Consider the following 14,989-nt stretch of genomic DNA (forward strand, 5'->3'; position numbering starts at 1 on the left):
ATGGAACGACAGTATCGGGAGATGTTTGACGAGGTGCGCTCCTCCAGCCGCTTGCGTGAGGAGGTAACGCGGATGACGAAGATGGAACAAAGGCCCGCCCGGCGGCGCCTTCCAAAAAAGACGCTGCTGGCCGCGGCGGTGCTGGTGGTGCTGGCGGGCACGGCGGTGGCCGCCGTGGGCATGCCGGGGACCCTGCGGGGCTGGTTCGCCCAGGAGTGGCAGGAGACCACCGGGACGGCCATGGACGCGGAGCAGCTGGCTCTGATCGACAAATTGACGCGGCCCGTGGGTGTCAGTGACACCCAGAATGGGACCACGGTGACGGTTGACTCCGTCACCGTGGGGAACAGCACGGTCTGGATGCTGCTGAAGGTCAGTGGGGAATATGCGGAGGACTCCGCCCTCCGATACCACTTTGACAGCATCGACCTGACGCTGGACCCGGACCCGGACGAGGTGGAGACCCCCGGCGGGTATGGCTTTGAATTCCCCTACGGCGGCGTCACGGAGGACGGTGCGCTGACCCTGCTGGTCCGGTACACCATTGACCTTGCGGGGCAGACCTCCCTGCTGACGCAGTCCCGGCAGGCCACGCTGCTTCTGGACGACCTGGTGTGCAATGATATGACCGAGAGCGGCGACGAGGACGTGACCTTGGCGGAGGGGCATTGGACCCTGACGTTCTCCCTGGAGGCCGGGGAGCTTGGGAGCGTGTTGACCCTGGAGGAAATTTCAGTACCCGCCCAGAAGCTGGAGACCCGGGAGACAAAGACCATCTCTCTGCGGGATGTGAAGATTACCGCCACGGATATCTCTTACGTCCAGCCTGCGGAGGATCAGGAATGGACACCCTCCAAGTGTGCCCTGGTGCTGGAGGATGGCAGTACGGTGAATTGGTCCAGCGGTAACAGCCGCTTCCGGGATGAGGCGTATACCCAGTGGAGCAGCGTCTGGTACTGGCGGATGCCGGTGGACCTGAGCAAAGTCGCGGCCCTCCGCTTCGGGGATGTGGAGATCCCGTTGAACTGAACTTAGGCAGACAGCATAGAATCTGCAAAAAAAGGACCCTCCTGACGGAAGCCATTCCAGTCAGGAGGGGTTTCTCTGTCAGAGAGAACAGCGGGATTACCACGGAATCTTCGCCCCACAATGAGGACAGTATCGCCCATAGATCCGCCCCAGAAAATGCCCGCAGCTGGGACAGCGGCCGAAAATCACCCAGAGGGCTGCGCCCATCATAGCAAATCCGATTCCCAGGTATCCCAGCCAGACTTCCTTGGTGGCAGAACAGAGCAGAAGGGAAATGCACATCAAACCGCAAAAAGCAAGCAGAAGGGCTCTGGCGGGTTTCAAGCTCATGGCAGAGCCCTCCTTCACAAGTTCGCCCTGTGATTGCCCCAGCTTATCATACGCGGTATGCAAAGTCAACGGAGCACTGCCGAGCGGTCGCGGGATGTACGCCCCGGCTTCATAAGGGCGAGGAATCTGCAAAAAATTGAGTGTCATTGAGTGACTGTCCGGGGTAAAATCCTGTCTATAAGGGTGAGAGGGAGGTGAGGCCATGGAGGACCGGGAGATCCTGGCGCTGCTTCGCCAGCGGGACCAGGGGGCCATTCCGGCGCTGGAGGAGCGCTACGGCGCCCGGCTGCGGACCCTGGCGGGGCGGCTGCTGGGCTGTCCCCAGGACGCCGAGGAGTGCGTCAGCGACACGTACCTCGCCGCCTGGAATGCCATCCCGCCGGAGGAGCCGGTGTATCTGTTCGCCTACCTGGCCGCCATATGCCGGAACAAGGCCCTGACATACCTGGAGCGGGAGAGGGCCGCCAAGCGGCGGGGCGAGGTGGTGGCCCTGACGGAGGAGCTGGAGCAGTGCATCCCGGACCGGCAGCGGGAGCGGGAGACGGACAGCCGGGCGCTGAGCGAGGCTCTGGGCCGCTTCCTGGCGGGCCTGGGGGAGGAGAACCGGCGGTTCTTCCTGCGGCGTTACTGGTACGCCGAGAGCGTGCGAGAGGTGGCAAAGACCTGCGGCGTCAGCGAGAGCAAGGTGAAAATGTCGCTGCACCGGACCCGCAAAAAGCTGCGGGCATTTTTACAGGAGGAGGGGCTTTGGCAATGAGGGGGCAGGACTTGTATGAGGCGCTGAGCCATGTGGATCCGGCCATGCTGGAGGCGGCGGCGGAGACGCCCCGGCAGCGGCGGATCTGGAGACGGCCGGCGGTGATCGCGGCCTGCGCGGCGCTGCTGCTGGCGGGCACGGCGGTGGCGGTGTTCTGCGGGGTGGAGATCCGGATGCTGGATGCGGCGGACCCGGAGACCTATGCGTCGTCCGGAAAGCTGACGGCAGAGGCGGACGCGGTCTTTCAGGTGGCGGGGCAGGTGGAGGACACGCCGGTAGAGGCGTTTTCCGACCAGCTGCTGGAGGATGCCGCCGCAGGGGAGCGGTATCGCTCCTTTGACACCTGGGAAGAGGCGATGGCCTATGCGGGCGTAGAGGCGTCCGGTCCGGCAGGCCAGACCGACGTGACGGTGACGCTGGAAAACGGAAGGGTGGCGCAGGTGAGCCTTCGTGCCGGCGGCAGCTCCGCAGGATTTGATTACCAGAATACGCCTGCCGTCAGCACGTATACGGCGTCCTTCTTTACGGAGTCCTGCACCGAGGACCGGGGCAACTGCTACTTTTTCTACGATCTGGAGGTCATAGAGCAGGAGACGATCTCCACCGCCGGCGGGGAGACCGCCCAGCTCGTCCTTGCGCAGAGCCGGCAGGGCGGCGGCATGGCCTGCGGCTTCCTCGCCAGGGAACAGGTGCTCTACTCCGTCGATGTGCTGTATTTGCCAGGGCAGGCCGAGCAGGCTATGGAGACGCTGGTGACGGCCCTCAACGGCATCTGATCCACGGAAAAAAAGAGACGGCAGCGCCGTCTCTTTTTTTCCGTATATACGCCTCACATGACCATGCACAAAAAGATGGGCAGGATGCAGGCGGGTACCAGGTTCATGACCTTGATCTTGGTGATGCCCAGCATATTCAGCGCCAGGGCGATGATCAGCAGTGAACCCACGCAGGTCATCTCCGCGATCACCGCCTCCCCCAGGAAGGGGGAGATGAAGGAGGCCATCAGGGCGATGGCGCCCTGGTACAGGAACACCGCCGCGGCGGAGAAGGCCACGCCGATCCCCAGGGAGGAGGCGAACACCACGGCGCTGATGCCGTCCAGCAGGGATTTGGCAAAGAGGGTGGTGTGGTCTCCGGTCAGGCCGTCCTGGAGGGAGCCCACGATGGCCATGGCCCCCACACAGAACAGGAGGCTGGCGGTGACAAAGCCCTCGGACACGGAGGCGCCGCCGTCCTGCTGGATCAGGTTCTCCGTCTTTTTCTGCACGAGGTCGCCCAGGGTGTGCATCCGCCGGTCCAGGTCCAGCAGTTCGCCGATCACGGCGCCCAGGACCATGGAGAGGATGGCCGCCAGGGTGTTTTCCCCGGCCAGACACCCGTCGATGCCGATGTACAGCACGCACAGGGCCACGCCCTTCATAATGATGTCCTGGAGCCGCAGCCCCAGGTTGTTGGCCCCGATCAGAGAGCTGGAAAATTTGCCCGCCAGCCATTTGATGAGCAGGCCCGCGGCAGAACCGGCCAGAATGGCCAGGGCGTTGACGATGGTACCAGTCAGCATAGTCGATCTTCTCTTTCTTGTTGGATCAGGTCCCGGACCACGGCGCTGCCCAGCAGCAGTCCGGCGGCAGCGGGGACCCAGGGGTTGCTGGCGGGAACGCTGCGCCGCCCCGGCGGAGGTGCCTCCGGCTGGGAGACGGGAGACAGGGGTTCCTCCGGGCTGAACACCACCCGCTGGTGTTCAATCCCACGGCGGCGCAGCTCCTTGCGCATGACCCGGGCCAGGGGACAGCCGTAGGTCTCGGCGATGTCCGCCAGACGCAGCTGGGCAGGATCCAGCTTATTGCCGGTGCCCAGGGCCATGATGAGGGGGATGCTCAGCCGCCGGGCGGTCTCTGCCAGATCCAGCTTACAGCTGACCAGGTCGATGGCGTCCACGATGTAGTCGTACCGGCAGCCCTCCGGAAAGAAGCGGTCCCGGTGGGCCGCATCGTAGAGCCCGTGGACCGCGTGGAGCTTCAGAGCGGGGTTGATGTCCAGCAGCCGCCGTCCCACCGCCTCCGCCTTGGGCTGGCCCAGGGTGGAATGGAGAGCCTCCAGCTGCCGGTTCAGGTTGGTCAGGGCCACGGTGTCGCTGTCCACGATGGTCAGCTCCCCGATGCCGGAGCGGGCCAGACACTCGGCGGCGTAGCTGCCCACGCCGCCCAGGCCGAAGAGGATCACGTGGGCGGCGGCCAGCCGCGCCTGAGCCTCCTGGCCCCATATCATTTCATTGCGCAGAAAGGGGTGTTCCACGGTCATACCTCCCGGAGTTCGGCCCTGTGAGAAGGGCAAAAGCGCGGCCGGCTTTGAAACGCTTCAAAGCCGGCCGCGGGTCGTCATCTGTCTGATCCCGGTGGACCGGAGGCTCAGCCCACGTAGCTGATGCCGGAGCCCTGCTCCACAGTCAGCTCGCCGGTCTTTTCCTCGTACCACTGGTTCACGGCGTCCGTGCGCAGGTTGTTCCGGACCTGGACCTGCCAGTAGGGAGTGTCATAGCCCACGAAGTACATGACATGGGCGCCGTAGGTGGTTTCCACCACGCCGGTGTCGCCGGCCTGACGGGCGGGATCGAAGCACCAGTCCTCAAATTCGGCCACCATCTGGCCCTTGTAGACCTCGGTGTACAGGCCGCCCTCGGAGGCGGAGCCGTCGGAGGAGTTGGTCTTGGCCAGCTCAGCGAAGGAGTCCTCGGTGGCCTCGCCGGCCTTCCACTCCTCCAGCAGGGCCTCGGCCTTCTCCAGAGCCTCGGCCTTCTTGGCGGCCACATCGTCCTCGTAACCCTCGTCGTCGCTGGAGAGCTCGCTGGCCTCGGGCTGGATCAGAATGTGGCGCACATCCACGGTGTCGTAGTCGTTGCGGGACTTGCTCTCAAACACCGCCACATAGTAGGCGGAACCGGACTCGTCCTCCAGCACGGCGGAGTCGCCGGCCTCGCGGGCGTCGTCAAAGAGCCAGTCGTTCAGGGTGGAGCTGGCATAGGTGGCGCTGTCAGTGTCGGTATAGGTGGCGCTGCCCTCGCTGGCGTCCGCCAGCTCCTGCAGGTCGCCGCCAGCCTGCCAGTCAGCATAGATCTGGTCGGCAATCTCCTTGGCGGTAGCCATGGCCTCGGCGGACATCTCCTCAGTGACCTCGATCTCGTTGCCCTCGTCATCGGTGGTGGCAGCGGCGCCGCTGACGCGGACATACTGGGCGGAAACCAGATCGTAGCTGTTGCGGTCGGCCTCATAGGCCTCCTCCAGCTCGTCCTCGGTATAGGTCAGGGAGTTCTGATAGTCGGTGATATAGCTGCTGACCAGGATGGAGCGCTTGGTCTGCTCCTCATAGACGCTCTTGGTCATGGTGCTGCCGAAAATCATGCTGAGATACTGCTTTTCGGTATAACCGTAGGTGGCGGCATTGGAGGACAGAGCCTCCATGGACTCATCCAGGCTGGCCTGCATCTCCTCGGTCCAGGTGTAGCCGTCGGCCTCGGCGGCAGCCTCCAGAGCCTGGGTGTCGGCCATCTGGTCCAGGGCCTGGTCCAGGAAGTAGTCGTGCCAGGTGGTGCCCTCCTCAGCGCCGGTGAACATGGTGCCCATGGAGGACACGGTCTGGTCCTTCAAGGAGGTGGTGGTGTCGATGCCGATATAGCTGAGATAGCTGTAATTGTTCTGGAGGAAGGTCTGGTAGAGGTTCTGGTAGTAGTAGTTCACCTCAGCGGCGGTGTACTTCTCTCCGTCAATAGTGACGGCGGTGGCAGTCCGCTGGATGATGTTGGACTTCCAGACGATGGCGGCCGCGGCCACCAGCAGGAAGATCACAAAAATGGTGCCGTAGAGGAGGTTGTTGCGCTTTTCTTCCTTGCGCTGCTTGGCCTCCCGGGCGGTCTTGGGATCGACCCAGCCGGAGCCGGCCTGATCCTGACGGTTCTTCTTTTCTCTCGATGCGCTCATTTGTGTTCAGTCCTCTCAAGTTTTCAAGTGCACGGTGCGCCGCCGCGAAGGGCGGCGTGGATCCGGAAATTACGCACTTGCACATTATACCGGATATGGCGCCATTGTGCAAGTGGAAAATGTGGATTCCCGGCGGAAAGCCGAGGAAATATGGGGCGGAAGCAGGGGGAGCGGAGGAAAAATGACAAAAAAATGAAGCAGCGTTGCTGCTTCGCATAAAGACACCCCGCGGCGGCCGTGTAGGGCTCGTTATAACCTGCACCTTCACGGCCAGGTGGGTTGCCTCCAGCGCGCTTTATCGCTTCCAACTTCCAGCCGCAGACGGCAGCCGGGAGGCCTGCGAACCACGAACTGATCTGGCATCCCTTATAACGAAATGTGGGTTAAAAAAAGACCTATCACGCACCCCGCAGGGTATCATACAACAAAAACGATCCTCCGCTCAGGAGGGGTCCTCCTCCTCGTCGGCAAACAGCTGCTCCATAAACAGCTCGTAGACCGTGTCGATCTCCTCGTCGCTGTCCAGTGTGGAGAACAGGTCCTCCCCGTCTTCGTGGATCACCTTCAGGATCACCAGGCCGTTGTCCGGGTCGTCCTCATTCTCGCCCTCGGTCTCGGCGGGGAAAAAGGCCTGGTAGGTCTGGCCGTTGTGCTCCAGGGTATCCACAAACTCCAGCACCAGCTCTTTCCCATCCTCGTCGGTAACGGTGATGAACGTGGGGCCGAACTCTTCGCTCATGGTCGGTCCTCCTTCTCTTCTTGGGTATTGTCATTTTACACGAGTTCGCACCGGATTGCAAGGGGGGGAACTTTGGAAAATGACGAAAAGATGCATGGATCAGCAGGAATTTTCCAGGCCAAAAAGAAAAAAATTGCAGGGAGTGGGAACTTTTTACCGATAAAAAGCGACTTTTTCAGTGTTGACACGCGGTGGTACAATAGTAAGTATTATGGCGAGTTGTGAGCCTATGCGGCCGCCGGAGCGGCGGTGCGGCAGAACGCTTTTTCGCAAACATCACACGAAAGAAGGAGGTGCCCGCCATGGAACACGGCAGACGGGAGGAAGCGCCCAAAACGCCGCCCCGCCGGGAGCCCAAGCCCAAGCGGCGCGGCGGCGCGGGAAGAATCGTCAAGCGGTTCTTGTTCGTCCTGATGACGCTGGTGCTGATCGGCGTGTGCACGTCGGCCATGATGGCCTGGATTTTTATGAAGTACGCGGAGACTACGCTGACTCCGGTGCTCCAGGTGAACGCCGACGATTACACCATGAATTACAGCTCCTTTATCTATTATCAGGATAAGGCGAGCGGGGAGTGGGTGGAGTATCAGACCATCCACGGCACGGAAAACCGCATCTGGGTGGACATCGAGGACATGCCGGACGCTTTGTGGCAGGCGGCGGTGGCCATTGAGGATCAGCGATTTTTCGAGCACAACGGCGTGGACTGGAAACGGACCCTGGGCGCCGCGGTGAACCTGGTGACCGACACGAAGGATACCTTCGGCGGTTCCACCATCACCCAGCAGGTGCTCAAAAACATGACCAAGGACAACGACGGCACCGTCAACCGGAAGGTCCGGGAGATCTTCCGCGCCTTGGAGTTTGAGAAGAACTATACCAAGTGGGATATTCTGGAGCTCTATCTCAACTTCATCTACCTGGGTCAGGGCTGTTACGGCGTCCAGACCGCCGCGCAGTTCTACTTCGGCAAGGATGTCAGCGAGCTGGACGTGGCGGAGTGCGCCAGCCTTATTGCCATCACCAACAACCCCTCCATGTACGGCCCCATGTACGACATCACCATCACCCGGGAGGATGGAACCACCACCACGCCCCGGGAACTGAACAAGGAGCGCCAGGAGAACATTCTCAACAAGATGGCGGAGGTCAAGGGCCCCGCTACCATGAAGGATGACCTGAGCGACCCGGAGAGCTGGAGCACCTATCTGACCGAGGAGCAGGCGCAGGCCGCCAAGGATGAGATCCTCCAGTTCACCGACGGCTCCACCTCCGCCGACGACGTGGTGGCGGAGGCCACCGGAGAGAGCATGTATAACTCCTGGTTCGTGGATCAGGTGATCCGGGACGTGACGGCGGACCTGGTGGAGGAGAAGGGCATTTCCACCAAGGAGGCGGAGACGCTCCTCTACAACGGCGGCTATCACATCTACACCACGCTGGACCCGGAGATCCAGTCCATCGCTGAGTCGGTCTATGAGGATCGGGGGAGTCTGAACAATCTGACCTCCGCCTCCGGCCAGCTGATCCACTCCGGCATCACCATCATCGACCCCTATGCCGGCAATATCGTGGCCATGGTGGGCGATATGGGTCCAAAGGAGGGCAACCTCCTGTGGAACTACGCCACGGATATCCAGCAGCCCGGCTCTTCCATCAAGCCCCTGACGGCCTATGCCCCGGCGCTGGACTCCGGTGCCATCAATCCCGGCACCACCTTTGACAACTATCCTGTCCAGCTGATGAACGGGTCTCCCTGGCCCAAGAACTCGCCCAACACTTACACCGGCTGGACCAGCGTCAGCATGGGTATCCAGAAATCCATCAACACCATTGCGGTCCAGGCGCTCCAGAAGGGCGGCGTCACCAACGCCTACGCCTTTGCCACGGAGAAGCTGGGGCTGAGTCTGTCGCCCGAGGATATGGATGTGAGTCCTCTGGGCCTGGGCGGATTGACCTACGGCCTTTCCACCGTGGAGATGGCGGCGGCCTACGCCTCCTTCGCCAACAGCGGCATTTACAACGAGCCCAAGACCTATCTCAAGGTACTGGGTGAGGACAACTCCACAGTGATCCTGGAGAACACCGGCGAACAGCACGTGGCTATGAAGGAGTCCACGGCGTACCTCATGACCACCATGCTGCAAAAGGCCGTCAGCAACGGCACCGGCGGTGCCGCCCGCTTCAACGGCATGAGCATCGCCGGCAAGACCGGTACCACCAACGACAACTTCGACCGCTACTTCGTGGGCTACACGCCCTACTATGTGGCGGCGGTCTGGGTCGGCTACAAGGAGAACGAGCGCATCAGCTACTCTGTGAACCCGGCGGCGTCGCTGTGGAAGCAGGTGATGCAGCAGGTCCACGCCGATTTGGAGAATAAGTCCTTTGCCAAGCCCTCCACCGGCCTGACCACGGTCACCATCTGTGCCGACAGCGGCCTGCTCTGTACCGACGCCTGCCACGCCGATTCCCGGGGTGACCGGGCCGTTCAGGTGACGGTGGCTACCGGGACAGAGCCAAAAGAGGAGTGCACGCTCCACAAACTGGTGAACATCTGCACCGAGGGCAACTGCCTGGCCGGTGAATTCTGTCCGGAGACCTCTGTGGTGCAGAAGGGCTATCTGGACTATGTGCGGGAGGACTACGGCGAGAGCATTAAGGCCGACGACGACGCCTATCTCATCTCTTCGCTGGAAAAGGCCGCGGAAGAGAGCGGCGGATGCCCTGTCCACACCACCGCGGCGGTGGTTCCGGTGGATCCCAACGTCCCGGTGGACCCCAATGACCCCGACGCGCCCTTTATCGACGACGACCCCAACAATCCGGCCAATCAGACGCCGGAGAGCGGAGACGGCACCGGCGGGAGCCAGGAAGAGTGGTGGGCCAACATCATCGGTCCCGCTCCCACCAACTGAATCCCGTATGGGTTATGCGCGTAAAGGCGGCCCGGCATTTGCCGGGCCGCCTTGGTCTATCCGGGGGGAAAAGAAAGTCTTACGCAACGGGAAGGAAGATAGCTACGAAAGAAACCCAGGAGGGGTGTCTTTCGTTTTCAATCATCCGTTTTTTGACCTTTTTGAAGGTTCAAAAAACTTGCTCAGCGCGGTGAAAAGTTTTTTCGCCGCGCTGAGGCGGCCCGGCATTTGCCGGGCCGCCTTTTTGGGTTCAGAGGGAGCTTACAGGCTCTTCTCGTAGGACTCGATCATCTTCTTGACCATCTGGCCGCCCACGGAGCCGGCCTGACGGGAGGTCAGGTCGCCGTTGTAGCCTTCCTTCAGATTGACGCCCACCTCAGAGGCGGCCTCCATCTTGAACTTGTTCATAGCGGCACGGGCCTCGGGGACGTTGATCTTGTTGTTATTCTTAGCAGACATGTTGATGTTCTCCTTTTCCTAAATCATCGGTTTTGTTGTTTGGGTTCTTGCTGGGTATCGCGAGCCTAGTTTGACTCGAAGAAAGGGGAATATTCCGTTTTTTCGCCGGAAAAATCTGCTTGTCACAGAATTGTAACGACGAAATAGCTGCCGGAGTGCTACAATAGCGTTAAATCAATCGGATGAAAAATGATGAGCGGACGACAAGGAGGAGAGGACGATGACCGAGCACCTGACAGACCCGCGGCAGGAGCTGGCCCGCCTGCGGGAGGAGTTGGCCGCTCTGCGGCGGGACCAGGCCCTGCTGGAGACTTTGCGGCAGCAGGAGTGGCAGTGCCGCCGGGAGGCGGAGCGGCTGCGGCAGGCCTGGGACAAGGAGCAGGCCGACGTGGACCGGCTGGAGGGGGCGAGTCTGTCCGCTCTGCTGGCCAGCCTCACCGGCCGGAAGGAGGAGCGGCTGGAGCAGGAGGAGGCGGAGGCCCTGGCGGCCCGCTTGCAGTACCAGAGCGCCCAGCGGCAGCTGGAGGAGGTACAGCGGGAACTGGAGGCCTGCCAGGACCGCATCCGGGCCTCGGCGGATTGTCCGGAGCGGTACGAGGCCTTCCTCCGCAGCCGTCAGGAGGCGCTGAAAGCCGCGGACCCGGATCTGCGGGAGCGGATCGGCAGTCTGGAGAACCGCATCGCCGCTCTGATCGCCCGCCGCCGGGAGCTGCGGGAGGCGCTGACCGCCGGCGACCGGGTTCTGGAGCGGCTGAGCGGGGCCATTGACAAGCTGGACAGTGCCGGCGGCTGGAGCACCTGGGATCTCCTGGGCGGCGGCCTGGTGGCGGATATGATGAAGTACAGCCGCCTGGACGAGGCCCAGAATCAGATCGAAGCGCTGCGGGGCGATCTGCGCCGCTATCAGGCGGAACTGGCGGATGTGGAACGGCTGGAGCAGTTCGACGTCCGGCCCGGCGGCATGATGCAGGCGGTGGATATCTTTTTCGACAACATCTTCAGCGACTGGATGGTCCGGGATCAGATCCAGCGGTCCCAGAACGAGATGTACGGCCTGCAAAGCCGCATCCGGGGCATCCAGGACCGGCTCAACGGGGAGCTGGCGGAGGCGGAGCACCAGCTCTCTGCCGCCCAGGCGGATCTGGACCGGCTGGTGTCGGAGGCCTGAAAAAAAGAAAACAGCGGACGGCAGTTTCGCCGTCCGCTGTTTTTTTGAAATAGTGCCGGTCAGCCAACGCTGCGCCAGTGCTTGTCCACGTGGTTGAGGATCTCGCAGCCGTCCTCCGTCACCAGCACCAGATCCTCCACCCGGACGCCGAACTCGCCGGGCAGATATACGCCGGGCTCGATGGAGAACACCATACCGGGCTTGGCGATCAGGTCCGTGGCGGAGCTGACGTCGCCCTTCTCATGCTCGGTCTGGCCGATGAAGTGGCCCAGACGGTGGGTGAAGAACTCCCCATAGCCGGCGGCGGCGATGTGGTCCCGGGCGGCCTTGTCCAGGTCCCGCAGGGGCACGCCGGGCCGGATCAGGGCCTCGGCCCGCTCGTTGGCCTCCCGGACCAGATCGTGGATAGCGGCGTGCTTGGCCGCCGGCTGGCCGCAGAAGAAGGTGCGGGTCATGTCGGAGCAGTACCGGTCCTTCCGGCAGCCCATGTCGATGACGATGCAGTCTCCGGCCTTCAGCCGGGTCTGGTCCGCCTCGTGGTGGGGGTCTGCGGCGTGGGCGCCGAAGGAGACGATGGGCTGGAAGGCCATGGTGTCACAGCCCTCCACGGCGTACTGGGCGACGATGTAGTCGGCGATCTCCCGCTCCGTCATGCCCTCCCGGATGAAGGCCATGGCCCGCTCCATGACGGTGTCGTTGATGGCGGAGGCGGTGCGCATCAAGTCCCGCTCCGCCGCGTCCTTGCAGGCCCGGGCGTCGTCCACGCAGTCGGAGGCCACCACGCACCGGCACCCCGGATGGGCCGCCATCAAAGGCAGCAGGAACCGGGCCGGCCAGTCCTTGTCCACGCCCATGGGCTTTGTGCCGTCCACGTGCTGGGCCAGGATGGAGAGGTAATCGTCGGTATCGGAGAACCACACCTGCTCCCAGGGCGCCTCCGGCACCGGGAACAGACGGTTCAAAAACAGCTTGTGGTTCCCGTCCCGCCGCAGGTACAGGGCGAAAAGCCGCTCAAAGGGGTATACATAGTAGCCGGTGAGATACCAGATGCTGTCCGGGTCGGAGACGATCATCTGCTCCAGCCCCATGGCCTCCAGGGCCTCCAGAACCCGCTGGATGCGCTTTTCATACATGGTTCAGTTCTCCTCCTTTTTCAAGATCACAGTTTCCACCAGCGCCGGGGACACCAGGGCCTTCACGGTCCGCACGCCGGTCTTGAGGGACTCCACCGGCGCGAACTCGAACCGGCCGTGGGCATTGTGTCCGCCGCTGGGCAGGTTGGGGCACAGCAGGCCCTTGTAGGTCAGCATGCACCCGTCGGTGCCGCCCCGGATGGGGGAGTGGGTGGGATGGGCGATGCCGGCTGCCTTCATGGCCGCCTCCGCCAGGGCCACGATCTCCATGTGATCCTTGAGCACCTCATACATGTTGTAGTACTGGTCCCGGGTGTCCACCACGGCGGTGCCGGGGCCGTAGCGGCGGTCGATCTGCTCCGCGGCCTGATCCAGGGCGGCCTTGCGCTGGAGGAACCGCTCCATGCTGTGGTCCCGGACGATGTACTCCATCACGGCCTTCTCCGCCACGCCGTGCATCTCCTGGAGGTGGAAGAAGCCCTGATAGCCCTCGGTGTGGGCCGGGGTCTCCAGAGGCGGCAGCAGGCCGTTGAACTCCTGGGCGATGAGGATGGCGTTTTTCATCTTGTCCTTGGAGGTGCCGGGGTGGATGCTGAAGCCGTTGATGGTGACCACGGATTTGGCGGCGTTGAAGGTCTCGTACTCATAGTCGGTGATGTCGCCGCCGTCCAGGGTGTAGGCGAAGTCGGCGCCGAAGCCGGCCACGTCGAAGTGGTCGGTGCCCCGGCCGATCTCCTCGTCGGGGGTGAAGCCCAGGCAGAGCTTGCCGTGGGGAGCGCCCTCGGCCAGAAGCTCCTCCACCGCCTGGAGGATGATGGCCACGCCGGCCTTGTCGTCGGCGCCCAGCAGGGTGGTGCCGTCGGTGCAGACCAGATCCTGGCCCACGAATTTTTGCAGCTCGGGGAACTTGGCGGCCTCCATGACGATGTTCTGCTCCCGGTTGAGCACCAGGTCGCCGCCGTCGTAGTGCAGCACCTGGGGCTTGACGTCCTTGCCGGTCATGTCGGGAGTGGTGTCCATGTGGGCGATGAGGCCGATGGCGGGCAGGTGTTCGCAGCCCGGCGTGGCGGGGATGGTGGCATAGACGTAGCAGGTCTCGTCGCAGCGGGCGTTGTCCACGCCCAGGCCCCGCAGCTCCTCCACCAGCAGATGGGCCAGATCGAACTGGCGCCGGGTGCTGGGGGCGGCGTCGGCGGGGGCGTGGTAGTCGCTCTCGGTATAAATTTTGGCGTAGCGGATCAGGCGGTCCACAACATTGTCCACGAGAAGTCCCTCCTTATTCTTTGTCGGACAGCAGGTTTTCCGGGTTCAGGCACTGCAGCTCTTCCGGCACGAAGAGGCCGTCCTTGCGGATCAGCACGTCGTCGAACCAGATCTCGCCGCCGCCGTACTCCGGCGTCTGGATCTGGATCAGGTCCCAGTGGACGGCGGAGTGGTTTCCGTTGGAGGCGTTGTCATAGCTGTTGCCGGGGGTCAGGTGGAAGCTGCCTGCGATCTTCTCGTCAAAGAGGATGTCGCCGATGGGCTTGGTGATGACCGGGTTGACGCCGAAGGCGAACTCGCCCACGTAGCGGGCGCCCTCGTCGATGTCGAAGATCTCGTTCATGTAGGGGGTGTTGTTGCTGGTGGCCTCCACGATCTTTCCGTCCCGGAACTCCAGGCACACGTCCCGGAACAAGAAGCCGTCGTAGGGGGAGGGGCAGTTGTAGGTGATGCGGCCGTTGACGGACTCCCGGACCGGGGAGGTGTAGATCTCGCCGTCGGGGATGTTGCGGTTGCCGTGCATGCCGAAGCTGGGAATGCCCTTGATGGAGAAGGTCAGGTCGGTGCCGGGGCCCAGGATATGGACCTTGTCGGTCCGGGCCATCCACTTCTGGAGCGGCTCCATGGCCCGTCCCATCTTGTCGTAGTCCACCAGGCAGGCCCGGAAGTAGAAGTCCTCATACTCCTCCGTGGACATGCCGGCCAGCTGGGCCATGGCGTCGTTGGGGTAGCGCAGGACGGACCACTTGGTGTGGTTGCACCGCTCCGCCAGGTGGATGGGACCCCAGTAGAACTGCCGGTAGCGGCGCTGGGCCTCGTCGGAGACGTTGTGCCAGGCGCTGATGTTGGGGGTGGCGCGGATGTCGATATAGGCGTCCATGTCCTTCATGCGCGCCAGCTCATAGGCGGCGATCTCCTCCATGTGGGCGTCGTCGGCTCCCTGGACCAGGGCGCCCTCCACGGTGTAGTCAAAGATGTGGATGAAGGGCTTGCCGCCCACGGCGTAGGCCTCCTGGACCAGGGCCTTCATCAGGCCCGTCTCGCTGCCGTGGAGCTCGATCAGGATCTTCTCGCCCTTCTCCAGGCCCACGGCGCTGCGGATCAGGAACTTGGCGAATTTTCGAATACGGGGATCTTCCATGGTGTGTTCCTCACTTTCCTTTCAGTCGTTGCGGATGTCCGCACATAAGAAAAAGCGGGGCAGAAGATCGTCTTCCGC

15 protein-coding genes and 1 other RNA gene are annotated in these 14,989 nt (G+C 62.8%); 6 read left to right on the forward strand and 10 right to left on the reverse strand.

Annotated features, from left to right (window positions below; all coding sequences use genetic code 11):
• Positions 1-1,029: a hypothetical protein gene (locus ACVDHE_RS12000; protein WP_458884697.1), complete on the forward strand. Its 1,029-nt coding sequence runs from the start codon at positions 1-3 to the stop codon at positions 1,027-1,029.
• 96 nt (positions 1,030-1,125) lie between these two features.
• Here ACVDHE_RS12000 and ACVDHE_RS12005 read toward each other — a convergent pair whose 3' ends face one another.
• Entirely contained in the window at positions 1,126-1,359 is a 234-nt protein-coding gene (locus ACVDHE_RS12005; protein WP_458884698.1) for a hypothetical protein, read from the reverse strand.
• 202 nt (positions 1,360-1,561) lie between these two features.
• Between ACVDHE_RS12005 and ACVDHE_RS12010 the strand changes: the two genes are divergently transcribed.
• On the forward strand, positions 1,562-2,116 hold the full coding sequence (locus ACVDHE_RS12010) for an RNA polymerase sigma factor (RefSeq protein ID WP_458884699.1): 555 nt from the start codon (positions 1,562-1,564) through the stop codon (positions 2,114-2,116).
• Positions 2,107-2,892, forward strand: coding sequence for a hypothetical protein (locus ACVDHE_RS12015; RefSeq protein ID WP_458884700.1), 786 nt, complete (start codon positions 2,107-2,109; stop codon positions 2,890-2,892). The genes ACVDHE_RS12010 and ACVDHE_RS12015 overlap by 10 nt, the downstream gene beginning before the upstream one ends.
• 53 nt (positions 2,893-2,945) lie before the next feature.
• Here ACVDHE_RS12015 and ACVDHE_RS12020 read toward each other — a convergent pair whose 3' ends face one another.
• From ACVDHE_RS12020 to ACVDHE_RS12040, 5 genes are all read right to left on the reverse strand, one after another.
• Positions 2,946-3,674 carry a DUF554 domain-containing protein gene (locus ACVDHE_RS12020; protein WP_458886179.1) on the reverse strand — a complete coding sequence of 243 codons (729 nt, stop codon included), beginning with the start codon at positions 3,672-3,674 and terminating at the stop codon, positions 2,946-2,948.
• Positions 3,671-4,411, reverse strand: a complete 741-nt coding sequence (locus ACVDHE_RS12025) for a tRNA threonylcarbamoyladenosine dehydratase (RefSeq protein ID WP_458884701.1) — start codon at positions 4,409-4,411, stop codon at positions 3,671-3,673. The genes ACVDHE_RS12020 and ACVDHE_RS12025 overlap by 4 nt, the downstream gene beginning before the upstream one ends.
• A 113-nt stretch (positions 4,412-4,524) precedes the next feature.
• Complete coding sequence (locus ACVDHE_RS12030; RefSeq protein ID WP_458884702.1) at positions 4,525-6,090, reverse strand: peptidylprolyl isomerase; 1,566 nt, start codon at positions 6,088-6,090, stop codon at positions 4,525-4,527.
• Between the two features lie 219 nt (positions 6,091-6,309).
• Positions 6,310-6,509, reverse strand: a non-coding RNA gene (gene ssrS, locus ACVDHE_RS12035) — 6S RNA.
• A gap of 23 nt (positions 6,510-6,532) precedes the next feature.
• Positions 6,533-6,829, reverse strand: coding sequence for a DUF1292 domain-containing protein (locus tag ACVDHE_RS12040; RefSeq protein WP_213038253.1), 297 nt, complete (start codon positions 6,827-6,829; stop codon positions 6,533-6,535).
• A gap of 72 nt (positions 6,830-6,901) precedes the next feature.
• Between ACVDHE_RS12040 and ACVDHE_RS12045 the strand changes: the two genes are divergently transcribed.
• Together ACVDHE_RS12045 and ACVDHE_RS12050 are read left to right on the forward strand one after the other, a co-directional pair.
• Positions 6,902-7,054: a hypothetical protein gene (locus ACVDHE_RS12045; RefSeq protein ID WP_458884703.1), complete on the forward strand. Its 153-nt coding sequence runs from the start codon at positions 6,902-6,904 to the stop codon at positions 7,052-7,054.
• A 77-nt stretch (positions 7,055-7,131) separates the two neighbouring features.
• A complete protein-coding gene (locus tag ACVDHE_RS12050; RefSeq protein ID WP_458884704.1) occupies positions 7,132-9,747 on the forward strand; it encodes a transglycosylase domain-containing protein in 2,616 nt (871 codons plus the stop codon).
• Between the two features lie 261 nt (positions 9,748-10,008).
• Here the strand turns inward: ACVDHE_RS12050 and ACVDHE_RS12055 are convergent, their stop codons facing one another.
• The gene (locus ACVDHE_RS12055; protein WP_213038256.1) at positions 10,009-10,206 is read right to left on the reverse strand and encodes an alpha/beta-type small acid-soluble spore protein; all 198 of its coding nucleotides are present in this window, start codon (positions 10,204-10,206) and stop codon (positions 10,009-10,011) included.
• Positions 10,207-10,426: 220 nt separating this feature from the next.
• On the opposite strand from ACVDHE_RS12055, the gene ACVDHE_RS12060 reads away from it, so the two are divergent.
• On the forward strand, positions 10,427-11,374 hold the full coding sequence (locus ACVDHE_RS12060) for a hypothetical protein (protein ID WP_458884705.1): 948 nt from the start codon (positions 10,427-10,429) through the stop codon (positions 11,372-11,374).
• 59 nt (positions 11,375-11,433) lie between these two features.
• Here the strand turns inward: ACVDHE_RS12060 and ACVDHE_RS12065 are convergent, their stop codons facing one another.
• Genes ACVDHE_RS12065 through ACVDHE_RS12075 form a run of 3 tightly spaced genes read right to left on the reverse strand, consistent with a single transcriptional unit; the run spans position 11,434 to position 14,911 of the window.
• Positions 11,434-12,507 (reverse strand): M24 family metallopeptidase, encoded by a 1,074-nt coding sequence (locus ACVDHE_RS12065; protein ID WP_418725088.1) that lies wholly within the window; start codon positions 12,505-12,507, stop codon positions 11,434-11,436.
• Positions 12,508-12,510: 3 nt separating this feature from the next.
• On the reverse strand, positions 12,511-13,770 hold the full coding sequence (gene pepT, locus ACVDHE_RS12070; RefSeq protein ID WP_458884706.1) for a peptidase T: 1,260 nt from the start codon (positions 13,768-13,770) through the stop codon (positions 12,511-12,513).
• Between the two features lie 13 nt (positions 13,771-13,783).
• Complete coding sequence (locus ACVDHE_RS12075) at positions 13,784-14,911, reverse strand: aminopeptidase (protein WP_458884707.1); 1,128 nt, start codon at positions 14,909-14,911, stop codon at positions 13,784-13,786.
• Positions 14,912-14,989 lie beyond the last annotated feature (78 nt).

This window comes from Dysosmobacter sp. Phy, assembly GCF_054476235.1.